The 16,860-nt window shown below is 63.8% G+C and carries 14 protein-coding genes; 9 read left to right on the forward strand and 5 right to left on the reverse strand.

What is annotated here, in order from left to right; all coding sequences use genetic code 11:
* The first annotated feature begins 56 nt into the window (after positions 1 to 56).
* Both HX830_RS01485 and folD (HX830_RS01490) read left to right on the forward strand, forming a co-directional pair.
* On the forward strand, positions 57 to 1,736 hold the full coding sequence (locus HX830_RS01485) for an APC family permease (RefSeq protein WP_103499805.1): 1,680 nt from the start codon (positions 57 to 59) through the stop codon (positions 1,734 to 1,736).
* A 184-nt stretch (positions 1,737 to 1,920) separates the two neighbouring features.
* Positions 1,921 to 2,799 (forward strand): bifunctional methylenetetrahydrofolate dehydrogenase/methenyltetrahydrofolate cyclohydrolase FolD, encoded by an 879-nt coding sequence (gene folD / locus HX830_RS01490; RefSeq protein WP_177098742.1) that lies wholly within the window; start codon positions 1,921 to 1,923, stop codon positions 2,797 to 2,799.
* A gap of 171 nt (positions 2,800 to 2,970) precedes the next feature.
* Here the strand turns inward: folD (HX830_RS01490) and HX830_RS01495 are convergent, their stop codons facing one another.
* The 5 genes from HX830_RS01495 to glnT form a co-directional block, all read right to left on the reverse strand.
* Positions 2,971 to 4,296, reverse strand: coding sequence for an ammonium transporter (locus HX830_RS01495; RefSeq protein ID WP_103495375.1), 1,326 nt, complete (start codon positions 4,294 to 4,296; stop codon positions 2,971 to 2,973).
* 262 nt (positions 4,297 to 4,558) lie between these two features.
* Complete coding sequence (locus tag HX830_RS01500; RefSeq protein WP_103495374.1) at positions 4,559 to 5,896, reverse strand: FMN-binding glutamate synthase family protein; 1,338 nt, start codon at positions 5,894 to 5,896, stop codon at positions 4,559 to 4,561.
* A 20-nt stretch (positions 5,897 to 5,916) separates the two neighbouring features.
* Entirely contained in the window at positions 5,917 to 6,600 is a 684-nt protein-coding gene (locus tag HX830_RS01505) for a protein glxC (RefSeq protein ID WP_103495373.1), read from the reverse strand.
* An 11-nt stretch (positions 6,601 to 6,611) separates the two neighbouring features.
* Complete coding sequence (locus HX830_RS01510; protein ID WP_177098743.1) at positions 6,612 to 7,517, reverse strand: class II glutamine amidotransferase; 906 nt, start codon at positions 7,515 to 7,517, stop codon at positions 6,612 to 6,614.
* A gap of 72 nt (positions 7,518 to 7,589) precedes the next feature.
* Complete coding sequence (glnT, locus tag HX830_RS01515) at positions 7,590 to 8,924, reverse strand: type III glutamate--ammonia ligase (RefSeq protein WP_177098744.1); 1,335 nt, start codon at positions 8,922 to 8,924, stop codon at positions 7,590 to 7,592.
* Between the two features lie 284 nt (positions 8,925 to 9,208).
* Here glnT and HX830_RS01520 point away from each other — a divergent pair, with 284 nt between their 5' ends.
* The 7 genes from HX830_RS01520 (at position 9,209) to HX830_RS01550 (ending at position 16,825) form a co-directional block, all read left to right on the forward strand.
* Positions 9,209 to 9,814 (forward strand): helix-turn-helix domain-containing protein, encoded by a 606-nt coding sequence (locus HX830_RS01520; RefSeq protein WP_103495377.1) that lies wholly within the window; start codon positions 9,209 to 9,211, stop codon positions 9,812 to 9,814.
* 230 nt (positions 9,815 to 10,044) lie between these two features.
* Complete coding sequence (purU, locus tag HX830_RS01525) at positions 10,045 to 10,911, forward strand: formyltetrahydrofolate deformylase (protein ID WP_152739469.1); 867 nt, start codon at positions 10,045 to 10,047, stop codon at positions 10,909 to 10,911.
* Positions 10,908 to 11,813, forward strand: coding sequence for a bifunctional methylenetetrahydrofolate dehydrogenase/methenyltetrahydrofolate cyclohydrolase FolD (gene folD, locus HX830_RS01530; RefSeq protein WP_177098745.1), 906 nt, complete (start codon positions 10,908 to 10,910; stop codon positions 11,811 to 11,813). The genes purU and folD (HX830_RS01530) overlap by 4 nt, the downstream gene beginning before the upstream one ends.
* Positions 11,795 to 13,036: an FAD-dependent oxidoreductase gene (locus HX830_RS01535; protein ID WP_177098746.1), complete on the forward strand. Its 1,242-nt coding sequence runs from the start codon at positions 11,795 to 11,797 to the stop codon at positions 13,034 to 13,036. The genes folD (HX830_RS01530) and HX830_RS01535 overlap by 19 nt, the downstream gene beginning before the upstream one ends.
* A gap of 13 nt (positions 13,037 to 13,049) precedes the next feature.
* Positions 13,050 to 13,355 carry a sarcosine oxidase subunit delta gene (locus tag HX830_RS01540; protein WP_103497285.1) on the forward strand — a complete coding sequence of 102 codons (306 nt, stop codon included), beginning with the start codon at positions 13,050 to 13,052 and terminating at the stop codon, positions 13,353 to 13,355.
* Positions 13,352 to 16,255, forward strand: coding sequence for a 2Fe-2S iron-sulfur cluster-binding protein (locus HX830_RS01545; protein WP_177098747.1), 2,904 nt, complete (start codon positions 13,352 to 13,354; stop codon positions 16,253 to 16,255). Before HX830_RS01540 ends, HX830_RS01545 begins: the two co-directional genes overlap by 4 nt.
* A 3-nt stretch (positions 16,256 to 16,258) precedes the next feature.
* Positions 16,259 to 16,825: a sarcosine oxidase subunit gamma gene (locus HX830_RS01550; protein ID WP_177098748.1), complete on the forward strand. Its 567-nt coding sequence runs from the start codon at positions 16,259 to 16,261 to the stop codon at positions 16,823 to 16,825.
* Positions 16,826 to 16,860 lie beyond the last annotated feature (35 nt).

Raw genomic sequence — 16,860 nt, forward strand, 5'->3', positions numbered from 1 at the left:
ACGCCAACTGACTTTGACTGCCCAACGCCCCTCCACTCAGACATGGGAATACAACGATGGAAGCGACGACGTTCGAGACCGTACCGCCGGCCACCGCCGCGGTCGGCAGCCTGCACCGCAAGATCGATTGGCGCGGCGCCTTCTGGGTCGCCAGCGGCGTGCCCGCGCTGGTGCTGTTCTCCATTGGCGCGATTGCCGCCACCGTGGGCAAACCGGCCTGGATCGTCTGGATCGTGTCGATCCTGTTCGGTTTTATCCAGGCCTTCACCTATGCCGAAATCGCCGGGCTGTTTCCGCACAAGTCCGGCGGCGCCTCGGTCTACGGCGCCATCGCCTGGGTCCGCTACAGCAAGCTGATCGCCCCGGTGTCGGTGTGGTGCAACTGGCTGGCCTGGTCGCCGGTGCTGGCCATCGGTTCGGGACTGGCCGCCGGCTATATCCTCACCGCGCTGTTTCCGGCGGACGCACTGATCAACACCTGGCAGTTCACCCTGCTTGACCTGGGCTGGGTCAAGAGCGGCCTGTCGCTGCGCATCAACGCCACCTTCGGTATTGGCCTGCTGATCCTGCTGGGAGTGTTCGCCGTGCAGCACGGCGGCATCCTGCGTTCGGCGCGACTGACCCTGGTGCTGGGCGCCACTTCGCTGATTCCGCTGCTGCTGGTAGGTGTGGTGCCGCTGCTTACCGGCGACGCGGCGCGGGTCAACTTCCTGCCGTTGTTCCCCCTGGCCCACGACGCCGCCGGACAGGTGATCGACGGGCCCTGGGATATTTCCGGCTGGTCGCTGATGGCCGGCGGCCTGTTCATGGCCGCCTGGTCGACCTACGGCTTCGAGACCGCCGTGTGCTATACCCGGGAATTCAAGGACCCCAAGCGTGACACCTTCAAGGCGATCTTCTACGCGGGCCTGCTCTGCATCCTGGTGTTCACCCTGGTGCCACTGGCTTTCCAGGGCAGCCTCGGGCTCGGTCAACTGGTGACGCCGGCGGTGCTCGACGCCAGCGGCGCGGTGGTCACTCCCGCCGTCTACAGCGGCCTGCTGTCGCCAGCGATCTACAGCGGCATGGGCGTCGGCCAGGTGATGGCCGACAGCATCGGCGGCGGCAAGCTGGTGGCCAATATCGTGCTGATCATGCTGATACTGGCCACGCTGCTGGCGATCATGACCTCGATGTCCGGCTCTTCGCGCACCCTGTACCAGGCCTCGGTGGACGGCTGGTTGCCCAGGTACCTGGGGCGGACCAACGAACACGGCGCGCCGACGGCGGCGATGTGGACCGACCTGACGTTCAATATGCTGCTGTTGCTGATGTCCGACTATGTGTTCGTCCTCGCGGCGTCGAATGTCAGCTACATCATCTTCAACTTCCTCAACCTCAACGCCGGCTGGATCCACCGCCTGGACCGCCCGGACTGGGCCCGTCCGTACAAGGCACCGACCCTGTTGCTGGCGGCCGGCGGGGTGCTGAGCTTCGTCAACCTGGCGTGCATGGGAATGGGCGCGGATATCTGGGGCGCCGGTACGCTGTTCACCGGCCTGTTACTGGCGCTGCTGATCATTCCGGTGTTTGTCGTGCGCCATTACTGGCAGGACAAGGGCCGTTTCCCGGAAGCGATGCTGACCGACCTGCATATCCAGGCCGATGCCGGACTCAAGCGCGCGGGTATGCTGCCTTATGTCACACTGCTCGCCGGCGTGCTGGTGGTATATTTCTGCCACCGGCTGGTGGCCTGACCGACCTGAAGGACACACACCTTGTAGGAGCAGGGCTTGCCCGCGAAGCTTTTGGCGGCCTCAAGGGCCCCTTCGCTGGCGAGCCAGGCTCCTACAAGGTTCCAGGGTGCTTGCGAGACCGCAGGATGGCCAGCAAACGCCTGGCCCCACTCTTTTTCCTATCCAGACCATGGTGACGCATTCGATGAATTCTTCCCTTGCACCGGCCCGTGACATCGACGGCAAGGCAATCGCCGCCCAGGTGCTCAATGAAGTCCGCGACGAAGTCGCGAACCTGGCCCGGCAAGCCATCTTCCCCGCACTGGCCGTGGTCCTGGTGGGCGACGACCCGGCCAGCCAGGTCTATGTGCGCAATAAATTGCTGCGCGCCGAAGAAGTCGGCATTCGCTCACTGGAACATCGCCTGCCCGCAAGCACCGGCCAGGCCGAGCTGCTGCAACTGATTGGCGAACTGAATGCCGATCCGACAGTGAACGGCATCCTGGTGCAACTGCCGTTACCCGCGCATATCGAAGAAAATGCCGTGATCCAGGCCATCGACCCGCTCAAGGATGTCGACGGCTTTCACCGGGAAAACGTCGGCGGCCTGGTTCACGGCGTCGAAGTGCTGACGCCCTGCACCCCCAGTGGCTGCATGCGCTTGCTCCAGGAAACCTGCGGCGATCTGCGCGGCAAACACGCGGTGGTGATCGGCCGTTCGAATATCGTCGGCAAGCCGATGGCGACCCTGCTGTTGCAGGCCGATTGCTCGGTCAGCGTGGTGCACTCGCGCAGTGTCGATGCCCCGGCGTTGTGCCGGCTGGCGGATATTGTGGTGGCCGCTGTCGGGCGCCCGCAGTTGATCGACGCCAGTTGGCTCAAGCCGGGCGCGGTGGTGATCGATGTGGGTATCAACCGGATTGAAACCGAGACCGGCAGCCACCTGGTAGGGGATGTCGACTATGCCAGCGCCCGCCTGGTGGCCAGCGCGATCACCCCGGTACCGGGTGGGGTCGGGCCGATGACCATTGCCTATCTGATGAAGAACACCGTGATTGCCACACAGTTGCAGCAATCCCGGTAGACGCTGGCTGTTGTGCTGTCCTGGCAGACGCCATCGCCGGCAAGCCGACTCCCACTGGGTTTGTGTCGTACGCAAATGGGTAGTCGACACTGCCCCCTGTAGGAGCCGGCTTGCCGGCGATGCGATATCAGCCGTTACAGCGTTTCACCGGCCGGCACACCGGGTCCAGGCTCAATGGTTGTAAGCGCGCTCATTGTGCTCGGCCAGGTCCAGCCCCATCTCTTCCACCGACTCATCGGCGCGCAAGCCGATCAACACCTTGATCACCTTGAGAATCACCCAACTGACGACAAAGCAGTAGGCCGTGGTCAGCGCCACCCCCTTGATCTGCGCCAGGACCTGCCCGCCCAGGGTCACGCCCTCCACCAGGCCGCCCATCGACGGCACGCAGAACACCCCGGTCAGCACCGCGCCGATCATGCCGCCGATGCCATGCAGTCCGAAGACATCGAGGCTGTCGTCATAGCCGAAGCGTCGTTTCAGCACGGTCACACTCAGGTAGCAGAACACCCCGCACAACAAGCCGATGGCCAGGGCACCGCCGACGCCGACATAGGCGCAGGCCGGGGTGATCCCCACCAAACCGGCCAAGGCACCGCTGGCCAGGCCCAGGGCACTGGGTTTGCCGACCTTGAACCACTCGGTGAACATCCAGCCGAGAATACCGGCACAGGCGCCCAACTGGGTATTGAGCATGACGATGCCCGATAGCCCGTTGAGACCGCCGCCGGAACCGATATTGAAACCGAACCAGCCGACCCAGAGCATCGCCGCGCCGGCCATGGTCAGGCTCAGGTTGTGCGCCGGCATCGGCTCGTTCTGATAACCCTTGCGCTTGCCGAGGATCAGGCACGCGGCCAGGGCGGCGACGCCGGCATTGATATGCACGGCGGTGCCGCCGGCAAAGTCGAGCACGCCCCAGTTGTGCATCAGGGCCCCGGACCCGCCCCAGACCATATGCGCCACCGGCGCGTAGACCAGGGTGAACCAGACCGCCATGAACAGCAGCGCCGCCGAGAACTTCATGCGCTCGGCAAAGGCCCCGGCAATCAGCGCCGGGGTGATGATGGCGAAGGTCATCTGGAAGGTCACGAACACCCCTTCCGGGATATCACCCACCAGGCTGTCGGGTTTCATTCCGGCCAGGAAGGCCCGGCTCAGGCCACCTACAAAGCTGTTGAAGGTCACCTGGCCGTCGATCATGCCGGTGGTGTCGACCACCATGCTGTAGCCGTAGATCACCCACAACACGCCGACCAGACCAGCGACACCGAAGCACTGGGTGAACAGCGAGAGCATGTTTTTTGCTCGGACCAGGCCGCCGTAGAACAGCGCCAGGCCCGGCAGGCACATGAACAGCACCAGCACCGCCGCGGTGATCATCCAGGCGGTGCTGCCGGTATTGAGGGTCGGGGTGTCGGCTGCTTGAGCCACGGGTGCTATCGCACCGAGGGCCAGCAGCAGTAAAAGGGATTTGCCAGGTAGACGATTGACCATTATTGAAGCTCCTGCAAAAAGAATGGGGATGTCTGGCAGCGAGCAATGTGAGAGTGGACGGGCCTCGGGGCCTCTTCGAATGATGAACGTGCAAATACCGCCGTCCCTGTCAGGGCCCGTCACGGCTGAGCACGCTCTCTGCAGGAGCCAGCTTGCTGGCGATGAGGCCGGTGAGCCTTGCATCGTCTGAGCGGCCGCTATCGCCAGCAAGCTGGCTCCTACAGGTTTTTCGGCGTGTTCAAGATTCCATTGGAGTCTTGGTTCAGTAGCCCGAACCCGGAATCCACGACGTGCCGGCCAGCGGCACCCGGGCCATGGCCGCCGATTCCACGGTCAGGGCCACCAGGTCCTCGGGATCGAGGTTATGCAGGTGCGACTTGCCACAGGCCCGCGCCATGGTCTGCGCCTCCAGCACCAGCACCCGCAGGTAGTTGGCCAGGCGCCGGCCGCCTTCCACCGGATCGAGGCGCTTGGACAGCTCCGGGTCCTGGGTGGTGATCCCCGCCGGGTCACGACCGTTCTGCCAGTCATCGTAAAAGCCGGCCGCCGAGCCGATCTTCTTCAACTCCTCGTCCAGGCGCGGGTGGTTGTCACCCAGGGCAATCAATGCCGCCGTGCCGATCGCCACCGCATCGGCCCCCAGCGCCATGGCCTTGGCCACATCGGCGCCGTTGCGAATCCCGCCCGAGACGATCAACTGCACCTTGCGATGCATGCCCATCTCCTGCAACGCCTGGACCGCCTGGGGAATCGCCGGCAGGATCGGAATCCCCACATGTTCGATAAACACCTCCTGGGTCGCCGCCGTGCCGCCCTGCATGCCATCGAGCACAATCACGTCGGCCCCGGCCTTGACCGCCAGCTTGACGTCGTAATACGGCCGGCTGGCGCCGATCTTCACGTAGATCGGTTTTTCCCAATCGGTGATTTCCCGCAACTCGGCAATCTTGATCGCCAGGTCGTCCGGGCCGGTCCAGTCCGGGTGCCGACAGGCGCTGCGCTGGTCGACGCCGATCGGCAGCGTGCGCATGCCCGCTACGCGCTCGGTGACTTTCATCCCCAGCAGCATGCCGCCACCGCCCGGCTTGGCGCCCTGCCCCAGGACGATCTCGATGGCATCGGCCTTGCGCAGATCATCCGGGTTCATGCCATAACGCGACGGCAGGTATTGATAGACCAGGTGCTGCGATTGCCCGCGCTCTTCCGGGGTCATGCCGCCGTCACCGGTGGTGGTGCTGGTGCCGGCGATAGTCGCGCCACGACCGAGGGCTTCCTTGGCATTGGCCGACAGCGCGCCGAAGCTCATGCCGGCAATGGTCACCGGAATCTTCAGGTGGATCGGCTTCTTGGCGAAGCGGTTGCCGAGAATCACATCGGTCCCGCACTTCTCCCGGTAGCCTTCCAGCGGGTAGCGCGAGACGCTGGCACCGAGCAGCAGCAAGTCATCGAAGTGCGGCAGCTTGCGCTTGGTGCCGCCACCCCGGATGTCATAGATACCGGTCTCGGCGGCACGCTGGATTTCCTGGATGGTCAGGCGGTCGAAGGTGGCGGATTCACGCAGCACCGGAGTAGCGGCTTTTGGGTTAACAGGGTCGCTCATGGCAGTTCTCCTCGCGTGGATCAGTACGCGGACGCGTTATCGACTTTGAAGTTGTACAACTGACGGGCCGAGCCATAGCGCTTGAAGCTGGCGGGGGACTCGTCGAAACCGGCGCGGTTGAGCAGTTCCTGCAACTCTTCCAGGTGCTCGGCGCGCATCTCTTTCTCGACGCAATCCGACCCCAGGGACTGCACGCTGCCTTTGACGTAGATACGGGTTTCGTAGAGCGAATCGCCCAGGGCATCGCCGGCATCGCCACACACCACCAGGCGCCCGGCCTGGCCCATGAAGCAGCTCATATGGCCGATGCTGCCGCCGACCACGATATCGATGCCCTTCATCGAGATCCCGCAACGGGCCCCGGCATCACCCTCGATCACCAGCAGACCGCCATGGGCCGTGGCTCCGGCCGCCTGGGAGGCGCTGCCCTTGATCCGGACCATGCCGGACATCATGTTCTCCGCCACACCGACACCAGCATTGCCGTGCACGGTGATGCTCGCCTTCTGGTTCATGCCCGCGCAGTAGTAACCGGCATGGCCCTGGATATCGATGGACACCGCCTGGTTCACCCCCACCGCGAGGTTGTGCTTGCCGTTGGAATGGGTCACCACCCATTCACGGTCCTCTAGCTGATGGACCTGGTCATGCAGCGCCTGGTTGAGGTCGCGCACCGAGGCCGTGGAAAGATCGATGGTTTTCATGCAGGCACTCCTTAAGCTGATTCGCGTTCCCAGAGGTACAGGGTGGCCGGTGCCGGCTCCCAGACCTTGGCGTGTTCGATACCCGGCAGGCTCGACAGGGCCTGGTATTCCGAGGCCATGGCCACGTAGTCGTCGGTTTCGGCGATGATCGCCGGCTTGCAGGCCACCGGGTCGCGGATCACCGCAAAGCCGTTGCGGGTGCCGATGGCGAAGGTGAAGAAGCCATCGAGGTCGCGCAGTGAATGGTCCAGCGCCTGCTTCAGCGAGTCGCCCTGTTGCAGGCGCCAGGTCAGGTAACCGGCGGCCACTTCGGTGTCGTTGTCGGTCTCGAAATGAATGCCTTCGCGCTTGAGTTCCTGGCGCAGACGGAAGTGGTTGGACAGCGAGCCGTTGTGCACCAGGCACAGGTCCGCGCCAGTGGAGAACGGGTGACTGCCTTCCAGGGTCACCGCGCTTTCGGTGGCCATGCGGGTATGCCCGATAATGTGGCTGCCCTGCATGCCGGCCAGGCCGAAACGCCGGGAAATCTCCAGCGGCAGGCCCATGCCCTTGAGGATTTCGATGCTCTGTCCGGCGCTCATGATCCGCACCGACGGCGCCAGCTCATTGAGCAGCGCCCGGACCGGGGCTTCAGTGGCCTGGATTTTCAGCACCACGGCACTGGCGTTCTGAAACCAGTCCAGGGAGCAGCCCAGGCGCCCTTCCAGCTCGGCCATCAGTGGTTGCCAGTCGAAACCCTCAGTGGTCGCCTGCAAGGTCAGTTTGAGCCAGCCGTCGGCCACTTCATCACCGTAGATGGCAAAGCCGGCGCTGTCCGGGCCACGGTCGGTCATGGCCAGCAACATCGGCTCGAACAACTGGCCGAGCCGGGCTTCCAGCTGCGGATTTTTCAGGTAAAGCCCTACGATCCCACACATATCAAGTCTCCCTCGAAGACACAGGACGCCCGGTTTGACCCCGACCGCCCGAATGGTTGTTGAAGCGGTCGGTCAGAAGAATTCGGTGTAGCGCTGGATTTCCCAGTCGGAGACATGGCGGCTGTATTCCACCCACTCCATGCGCTTGAGCTTGATGAACTCGCCGACGATTTGCGGGCCCATGACCTCGGCGAACAGCGGGTCGGCTTCGAGGGCGTCGGTGGCTTCCTTGAGCGATTGCGGCAAGGTCTTGATGCCCCGGGCGGCGATCTGCTCCAGGCTCAGGCTGTAGAGGTTTTCGTTGCAGACATGCTCGACTTCCAGTTGCCGGTCGATGCCGTCCAGGCCTGCGGCGATGATCGCGGCGCTGACCAGGTAGGGGTTGCAGCCGGCATCCGGCAGGCGGAATTCGAGGCGTCCGTAAGGCACGCGGACCATCGCCGAGCGGTTGTTGGCGCCGAAGGCGATAAAGGCCGGGGCCCAGGTCGCGCCGGACAGGGAGTTACCCACCACCAGGCGCTTGTAGGAGTTCACCGTCGGCGCGGCGAAGGCACACAGCGCCGGGCCATGGGCGAGCAGGCCGGCGGCGAAGTGATAGGCCAGCTTCGACAGGCCCATGCCGCTCGGGTCGCTGGCGTCATGGAACAGGTTCTTGTTCTCGGCGCTGGCGATCGACAGGTGAAAGTGCATGCCGTTGCCGGCCCGCTTCGGGTCGGGCTTGGGCATGAACGAGCAGATCATGCCCAGGTCGTTGGCGATCTCGCCGGCAGCCATGCGGAAGAAGGTGAAGCGGTCGGCCGAGGTCAGGGCATCGCTGTAGGTGTAGTTGATCTCGAACTGGCCGTTGGCGTCTTCGTGGTCGATCTGGTAAACCTCGAAATCCACCGCTTGCAGCGACTCGGTCAGGTGCTCGAGAAACACCCGGGAACGCGACAGGCCCTTGTAGTCGTAGCAGGGCTTGTCGAGGTTGTCGCTGGCGTCGACCGCTTGCAGCTTGCCCTCGGCGTCACGGCGGAACAGGCTGAACTCCGGTTCCAGGCCAGTGTTGAGGGTCCAGCCCTTGTCCTGCAGGCGCCGGACCTGTTGTTGCAGGACATAGCGGCTGTCATAGGGATGCGGCTGGCCATCGACATGCCCGACACAGACCACGCGGCCATACCCCGGCTGCCAGGGCACCGGCGTCAGGGTCGACAGATCGCCACGGGCCATGAAGTCCGGACCGTGGGGCTCCATGCCCATGCCGCAGATGGCGAAACCGGCAAATCCGGCCCCTTCTTCCGCCACCGTCTTGAGTCCGCACACCGGCACCGATTTGGTTTTTGCCGCGCCATGGATATCGACAAATTGCGCAAGCACGTACTTGATCCCGTGCTTGTCGATAAGGCGCTGGGTTTCTGCTGGCAACATGGGGTCTTCACTCCTCGTGAAAAGGCAAAGCGCTAGGGATGGAGTTGACGCTCTCAACCTTCTTTATTCCGCAGAAGAAAGTTAATTTCTCTTCAGGAATGCAAAGCCCTTGCCAAGTCCCGCCATGCCGAAGTGCGACATCAGTGACCGCGCATTTGTGCTGTATATATGGGAAAATTGTTTTCCTTGTGGGAATACACCGCAGCGGCGGACCACACAGGTTGCCGCCTTGCACTTTCTCAGTGCGAAACTAATATTATTGAACAGAAACCGTGCAGGTCCCGATGAATATGCCGAACGAGCTCGAACCCCGCCTCAAGCTGGAGCAGTACCTGGGCATGCAGATCAAGCGCCAGCGCCTGGCCCAGGACCTGAAGCTGTCCGATGTGGCGAAGATCGCCGGCATCAGCCAGGGCATGTTGAGCAAGATCGAAAACGCCCAGGTGTCCACCAGCCTCGATACCCTGAGCCGCCTGTGCGACGTGCTCGGGCTGCCGATGTCCAAGCTGTTCAGCCAGTACGACCAGCAAGGTGGCAGTGCCCTGCTGGTCAAGGCCGACCAGGGCATGGAGGTGGTGCGCCGGGGCACGGAGAAAGGCCACACCTACCACCTGCTCAACCATACCCGCGGGCCGAAGAAGAGCTTCGAGGCGTATATGGTCAGCATGGATGACGCCAGCGAGGAGTTTCCGACCTTCTCCCATCCCGGCACCGAGTTCCTGCATCTGCTCGAAGGCGAGCTGATCTACCGCCACGGCAATCAGCTGTACCGCATGGAAGCCGGTGACAGCCTGACCTTCGAAGGCGAAGTGCCCCACGGTCCCGAGCAATTGGTGCAGGTGCCGATCCGCCTGCTGTCGATCATGAACTACGGCAACGGCAACGAATAAACCCGCCCCTCGCGCACGACGGCCAGAAACGCTGTCGTGCCGCCTGATATTTCCCACCAGTTAAAAAACTTTCAGAAACCTCTGGACGTCCCCCGCGCATTTCCCCTATAAAGCCGCTATTGGGAATATTTTATTCCCCATAAGAAAATACGCTTCATCCATGAAGCTGGCTTCACCGTTGTTTTTTATCGCCCTGCGATGAGCTGCCGCCACCCTCCCGAGGACGCGTCATGCAACACGACAAAAACCATTTCATCATCAAGATCAGCTGTCCGGCGGTGTCCGGGATCGTCGCCGCCGTCACCACTTACCTGGCGGACAACGGTTGCTACATCGGGGAGATGGCGCAATTCGACGACGAGTTCAGCGGCAAGTTTTTCATGCGTGCGGTGTTCCGCTTCAACGACGGCCTGCCCGCCGATATCGAGACGCTCAAGGCCGGCTTCGCCGACGTGGCCAAGGCCTTCGACATGGCCTGGGAGCTACACGATACGCGCCAGCCCATGCGCGTGCTGCTGATGGTGAGCAAGTTCGACCATTGCCTCACCGACCTGCTCTACCGCTACCACAAGGGCGAGATGGACATGACCATCACCGCCATCGTCTCCAATCACCTGGACCTGCGGCCCATGGCCGAGCGCGAAGGCATCCGCTTCATCTACCTGCCGGTGACCCAGGACACCAAGGCCCGCCAGGAAGCCGAGCTGATGACCATCATCGACGACACCCGCACCGACCTGGTGGTCCTGGCGCGCTACATGCAGATCCTCTCAGACGACCTGTGCCGGCAGCTCTCGGGCCGGGCGATCAATATCCACCATTCGTTCCTGCCCGGTTTCAAAGGTGCCAAGCCCTATCACCAGGCTTACCAGCGCGGGGTGAAACTGATTGGCGCCACCGCCCACTACGTCACCAGCGACCTGGACGAAGGTCCGATCATCGAGCAGGAAGTACAACGGGTCGACCACGTGTACCGCCCCGATGACCTGGTGGCGACCGGTCGCGACACCGAAACCGTGGCCCTGTCCAAGGCGGTCAAGTACCACCTGGAGCACCGGGTTTTCCTCAACCAGGACAGAACGGTGATCTTCCGGTGAACACACCCCGACTGATAGATGGCAAGGCCGCTTCGGCGCGGGTCCTGGAACAGGTGCGTCGTGAAGTCGGCGAGCTGCTCGCCCAGGCAGTGCAACCGGCGCTGGCGGTGATCCTGGTGGGCAGCGACCCGGCCAGCCAGGTCTATGTGCGCAACAAGATCCTGCGCGCCGATGAGGTGGGGATTCGCTCCCAGGAGCATCGCCTGCCCGGCGACACCAGCACCGAGCAGTTGCTGAACCTGATCAAGGGCCTCAACGACGATCCCTCGATCAACGGCATCCTCCTGCAACTCCCGCTGCCGGCGCAGATCGACGAACTGCGGGCCCTGGAAGCCATCGACCCGCGCAAGGACGTGGACGGTTTCCACAGTGAAAACGTCGGCGGCCTGAGCCAGGGCCGCGACGTGCTCGCCCCTTGCACTCCCAGCGGCTGCCTGCACCTGCTGGAACAAACCTGCGGCGATCTGCGCGGCAAGCATGCGGTGGTGGTCGGCCGCTCGAATATCGTCGGCAAACCCATGGCGGCTTTGCTGCTCAAGGCCGATTGCTCGGTCACCGTGCTCCACTCCCGTAGCCATGATGCCCAGGCGCTGTGCCGCCAGGCCGATATCGTGATTGCCGCCGTCGGCCGCGCCGGTCTGATCGACGCCAGCTGGCTGAAACCGGGAGCGGTGGTGATCGATGTGGGGATCAATCGGATTGATACCGGGAATGGCAGCCGCCTGGTCGGCGATGTCGATTTCGCCAACGCCCTGCCCCAGGTCTCGGCGATTACTCCGGTCCCCGGCGGCGTCGGCCCGATGACCATCGCCTTCCTGATGAAAAACACCGTGATCGCCGCCCGCCAGCAACACCAAGCGCAACGCAACCAATCGGAGGCCGTATGCCATTCAATCTATTGAAATACGGACTGAGCGCCGAATACCCGGTGGACGTCGACCTGCCGCCGCCCTGCGAGCTCAAGCCGTCCTATGACGTGGTGATCATCGGCGCCGGCGGCCATGGCCTGGCCACCGCCTACTACCTGTCACGCTACCACGGCATCAACAATATCGCCGTGCTGGAGAAGGCCTACCTGGGCGGCGGCAACACCGCGCGCAATACCGCGGTGATCCGCTCCAACTACCTCACCAGCGAAGGCGTGCGCTTCTATGCCGAGTCGGTGAAGCTGTTCCAGAACCTCTCCAACGAATTCGACTTCAACATCATGTACTCGGAGCGCGGCCAACTGACCCTGGCCCACACCGATGCGACGGTGCGCTCGTTCCGCCAGCGCGCCGAGGTCAACAAGCACTTCGGCGGCCGCACGGAAATGATCGACCGCCAGCAGATTCGCGAGCTGGTGCCCAGCCTCAATCTCGACCCCGGCCATCTGCCGGTGCTCGCCGGGCTCTGGCATATCGACGGCGCCACCGCACGGCATGACGCGGTGGCCTGGGGCTACGCCAAGCAAGCGGCCAAGCGCGGGGTGGAGATTCATCAGCTCACCGAGGTCCAGGACCTGGTGATCGAGAACGGCCGGATCCGCGCGCTGAAAACCAATCGCGGCACCGTGCAGTGTGGCTGCGTGGTCCAGGCCATCGCCGGGCACAGTTCGCTGTTGATGGCCAAGGCCGGGATCCGTTCGCCGATCCAGACCTTTCCCTTGCAGGCCATGGTGACCCAGCCGTTCAAGCCCTTCCTCGATCCGCTGGTGAGCTCCTCGGCGCTGCATTGCTATGTGCAGCAGACCAGTCGCGGCGAAGTGGTGTTCGGCGGTGGCTCGGACCCCTACCCGCTGTTCAACAGCCGTTCGACCCTGGACCTGAAGGAAAGCCTGCTGGCCCATGCCATCGAGATGTTCCCGTTCCTGGCCAACGCCAAGCTGATGCGCCAGTGGGCCGGGATCACCGACATGACCCCGGACTACAGCCCGATCATGGGCCTGTCGCCGGTGGAAAATTACTACCTGGACGCCGGCTGGGGCACCTGGGGCTTCAAGGCCACGCCGATCTGCGGCAAGACCATGGCCGAGCTGGTTGCCAGCGGCGGCCGGGTGCCGGAGCTGATCAAGCCCTTCGGTCTCGAGCGTTTCAGCACCTTCCAGCAAGTCAACGAAATGGGCGCCACGGCGGCCAGCCACTAACGGAGAGCGGACTGTGAAAATCATCAATTGCCCGCTCAACGGGCCGCGCAATATCAGTGAGTTCACCTACGGCGGCGAGTTCAAGCCGATGCCGGACCCGGGCACCTGCAGCGATGCCGAGTGGGCGGACTATGTCTTCAACAGCGAAAACCGCGCCGGGGTGGTCCGCGAGTGGTGGATGCACACGCCTTCCAGCTACTGGTTCCTGGCCGAGCGCCACACCGTCAGCGACGAGATCATCCGCACCTTCGATGCCAGGGAACTGTTCAGTTCACGGCTCGACTTCAATGCCCCTCAGTCCCGGGAGATCGCCGGATGAACAGTTTCAACCGCCTGCCCGCCCCCATGGGTTTGCTGATCGACCGCGACCAGCCGCTGGACTTCAGCTTTGACGGCAAGGCCTACCAGGGTTTCAAGGGCGACAGCATCGCCAGCGCCCTGCTCGCCAATGGCCGTTTCCTGCTCTCGCGCTCCTTCAAGTACCACCGCCCCCGTGGCCCGCTGACCATGGCCGGCCAGGACGCCAACAGCCTGGTGCAGTTGCCTCGCGAGCCGAATGTGCTGGCCGATGCTTATCCACTGGAAGCCGGCCTGGAGGTCCAGGGGCAGAATTTCAACGGTTCCCTGGATAACGACCGCGATGCCTACCTCGGCAAGTTCTCCAAATTCATGCCGGTGGGCTTCTATTACCGCTCGTTCTACAAACCCAGGGGCATGTGGAAAGTCTGGGAGCCGATCATTCGCAAGAAAGCCGGCCTGGGCGTGCTCGACCTGAAGTTCCAGCCCGAGTACTACGACAAGGCCTACCTGTTCACCGACCTGGCGGTGATCGGCGCCGGGCCCGCCGGGTTGCAGGCGGCCTTGACCGCCGCCAACTGCGGGGCCCAGGTGCTGTTGATCGAACAGCAACCGGTGCTCGGCGGCGCCCTCGCTTACGCGCGTTTCGATATCGCCGGCAGCCGTGCCGAGCACCTGCGCCGGGAACTGCTGGAGGCGGTCCTTGGCCACGCCAATATCCGCGTGCTGAGCGATGCCACCTGCAATGCCTGGTTCACCGACAATTACCTGCCGGTGATCCAGGGCAAGCGGATGTACAAGGTCCGCGCCCGCCAGTGCCTGGTGTGCAGCGGCGCGTTCGACCAGCCGGTGATTTTCCGCAACAACGACCTGCCCGGCGTCATGCTGTGCAGCGCCGCGCAACGCCTGATGAAGCTCTACGCGGTCAAGCCGGGCAAACGCGCGGTGGTGTTGACCGGCAACGATGACGGCTACTACACCGCCCTCGACCTGCACGACCAAGGGGTCGAGGTGGCCGCGCTGGTAGACCTGCGCAATAGCGCCGACCCGGCCCTGTCCCGCGCCCTGGAGCAACGCAAGATCCCCCACCTGACCGGCAGCACGGTCTATGAAGCCCTGCACGAAAAGGGCATGCGCCACGTCAACGGCGTGGAGGTGCGCACCATCAGCGGCCAGGGCCAGGTCAGCGACAGCGGCCTGCGCCTGGACTGCGACCTGCTGTGCATGTCCGCCGGCTATATGCCTGTTTACCAGCTGCTTTGCCAGGCCGGCGGCAAGCTGGCCTACGACGACCAGAAGGCCGAATTCAACCTCAGCGGCCTGCCGGCCAACCTCGCTGTCGCCGGTTCCGCCAATGGCCGTCATGGCCTGGACAACGTTCTCGCCGACGGTGCCAATGCAGGGCTCGACGCGGCCAGGGCCCTGGGGCTGAGCGTCGGCGCCGAGCGGGCGAACTACGCCCGGGAAAACCCGGTGAATTTCGACTGGCCGATTTTCCCGCACCCCAAGGGCAAGGACTTCGTCGACTTCGACGAGGACCTGCAGGTGCGCGATATCATCAACGCGACCAAAATCGGCTACCGCGACGTGCAACTGGTCAAACGTTATTCGACCGTGGGCATGGGACCGTCCCAGGGCCGCCATTCGGCCTTGCCCACCGCACGCCTGGTCGCGGCCTCGACCCAGCGCAATATCAGCGAAACCGGCGTCACCACGGCCCGACCGCCGTTTGTCGCGGAAAAGCTGGCCCACGTCGCCGGCCGCGCCTTCGATCCTTACCGGCAGACCCCGATGCACCGCCGTCACTTGGAAGCCGGCGCGAAAATGATGCCGGCCGGCATCTGGCAACGCCCGGCGTTCTACGGCAAGGCCGAAGACCGCGAGCGCTGCATGCAGGAAGAAGCCCGCCACGTACGCACCAAGGTCGGCCTGATCGACGTCTCGACCCTTGGCGGCCTCGATATCCGTGGACCGGATGCGGCCGAGTTGCTGAACCGGATGTACACCTTCGCCTTTCTCAAGCAACCGGTGGGCCGCTCGCGTTATGCGCTGATGACCAACGAACAGGGCGCGGTAATCGACGACGGCGTCTGCGCGCGTTTCGCCGAGGAGCATTTCTACGTCACCGCCACCACCAGCGGCGTCGACCGCATCTACCAGCAGATGCTCAAGTGGAATGCCCAGTGGCGCCTGGACGTGGACATCGCCAACGTCACCGCGGCCCTTTGCGCGGTCAACGTCGCCGGACCCGATTCGCGCAAGGTCCTGGAACAGCTTTGCCCGGACCTCGACCTGAGCGCCGACGGTTTCCCGTACCTGGCGGTGCGCCAGGGCACGGTCGCGGGGATCAAGGCACGGTTGCTGCGGGTCGGCTTCGTCGGCGAGTTGGGCTATGAAATCCACGTGCCGGCCCGCCATGGCCTGGCGCTCTGGGATGCCCTGGTCAGTGCCGGCCAGGCCCACGACATCCGGCCCTTCGGCGTCGAGACCCAGCGTCTGCTGCGCCTGGAAAAAGGCCACGTGATCATCAGCCAGGACACCGACGGCATGACCCATCCGGCGGAGATCGACATGGGCTGGGCGGTCAGTCGCAGCAAGCCGTTCTTCGTCGGTCGGCGCTCGCTGGACATCCTCGAAGCCCAGCCGCTCAAGCGCAAACTGGTGGGTTTCACCCTGCCCAAGGGCAGCCCGCAACCGCTGGAGGGCCATCTGGTGCTCGACGGTGCGGACATCAGCGGCAACGTCACCTCCTGCGAGTATTCCGCAAGCCTTGGCCGAATCATCGGCCTGGCCTATGCCGGGGCCCGCCAGAGCGAGCCGGGGCAACAGATTCCGATCCGCGTCGAAGGCGCGATCGTGGTCATGGCCACCGTGGTGAAACTGCCTTTCTTCGATCCCGAAAACCTGCGTCAGGGGCTTTGACTCATGTCCATTTTCGCCACGCATGACCCCATCGTGACTGCCTTGCCAAGCCACACACTGAGCGATTTGACCGACCTGCCGCGGGTCGGCTTTCGCGGCCGCGACAGCGCCCAGGCGCTACAGGCCAGCGGTTTCAGCCTGCCGGATCGGCCCAACCGTTGCGTCACCCAGGAAGATGGCAGCCAGGTCATCAGCCTGTCGGCCAGCGAGTACCTGCTGCTGGGCAGTCCCCGGGACCAGGGCTTGCGAATCGCCGATGAAGAAGCCCGCTGGGAACTCGACCATCAGGCCAACTACTTGCTACCACGCCAGGACAGCCATGCCTGGCTGCAACTGAGTGGCGAGCGGGTGCCCGAGGTGATGGCAAAGATCTGCGGGGTCGACCTGCGTCCGCAGGCCTTCGGGCCGGGGTCGGTGGCGCAGACCTCGGCGGCGCGGATCAACGTCATCGTGATCAATCCCCAGGTAGCCGAGGTCGCGACCTTGCATATCCTCTTCGACCGGGCATCACTCAGCTATTTTCGCGGGGCGTTGCTCGATGCCCTGGAGGAGTTCGGGGTGCAGGGCTAGCAACAGCCTTCGGCAGAAGGCTGGCGTGAACGGCG

The organism is Pseudomonas gingeri (assembly GCF_013385425.1).
GTDB classification, from domain to species: Bacteria; Pseudomonadota; Gammaproteobacteria; order Pseudomonadales; family Pseudomonadaceae; genus Aquipseudomonas; species Aquipseudomonas gingeri_D.

Bases quoted from the DNA above. Each gene is read 5' to 3' on its own strand.
- HX830_RS01485 (WP_103499805.1), top strand. From the start codon at position 57: ATGGAAGCGACGACGTTCGAGACCGTACCGCCGGCCACCGCCGCGGTC.
- folD (WP_177098742.1), top strand. From the start codon at position 1,921: ATGAATTCTTCCCTTGCACCGGCCCGTGACATCGACGGCAAGGCAATC.
- HX830_RS01495 (WP_103495375.1), bottom strand. From the start codon at position 4,296: ATGGTCAATCGTCTACCTGGCAAATCCCTTTTACTGCTGCTGGCCCTC.
- HX830_RS01500 (WP_103495374.1), bottom strand. From the start codon at position 5,896: ATGAGCGACCCTGTTAACCCAAAAGCCGCTACTCCGGTGCTGCGTGAA.
- HX830_RS01505 (WP_103495373.1), bottom strand. From the start codon at position 6,600: ATGAAAACCATCGATCTTTCCACGGCCTCGGTGCGCGACCTCAACCAG.
- HX830_RS01510 (WP_177098743.1), bottom strand. From the start codon at position 7,517: ATGTGTGGGATCGTAGGGCTTTACCTGAAAAATCCGCAGCTGGAAGCC.
- glnT (WP_177098744.1), bottom strand. From the start codon at position 8,924: ATGTTGCCAGCAGAAACCCAGCGCCTTATCGACAAGCACGGGATCAAG.
- HX830_RS01520 (WP_103495377.1), top strand. From the start codon at position 9,209: ATGAATATGCCGAACGAGCTCGAACCCCGCCTCAAGCTGGAGCAGTAC.
- purU (WP_152739469.1), top strand. From the start codon at position 10,045: ATGCAACACGACAAAAACCATTTCATCATCAAGATCAGCTGTCCGGCG.
- HX830_RS01535 (WP_177098746.1), top strand. From the start codon at position 11,795: ATGCCATTCAATCTATTGAAATACGGACTGAGCGCCGAATACCCGGTG.
- HX830_RS01545 (WP_177098747.1), top strand. From the start codon at position 13,352: ATGAACAGTTTCAACCGCCTGCCCGCCCCCATGGGTTTGCTGATCGAC.
- HX830_RS01550 (WP_177098748.1), top strand. From the start codon at position 16,259: ATGTCCATTTTCGCCACGCATGACCCCATCGTGACTGCCTTGCCAAGC.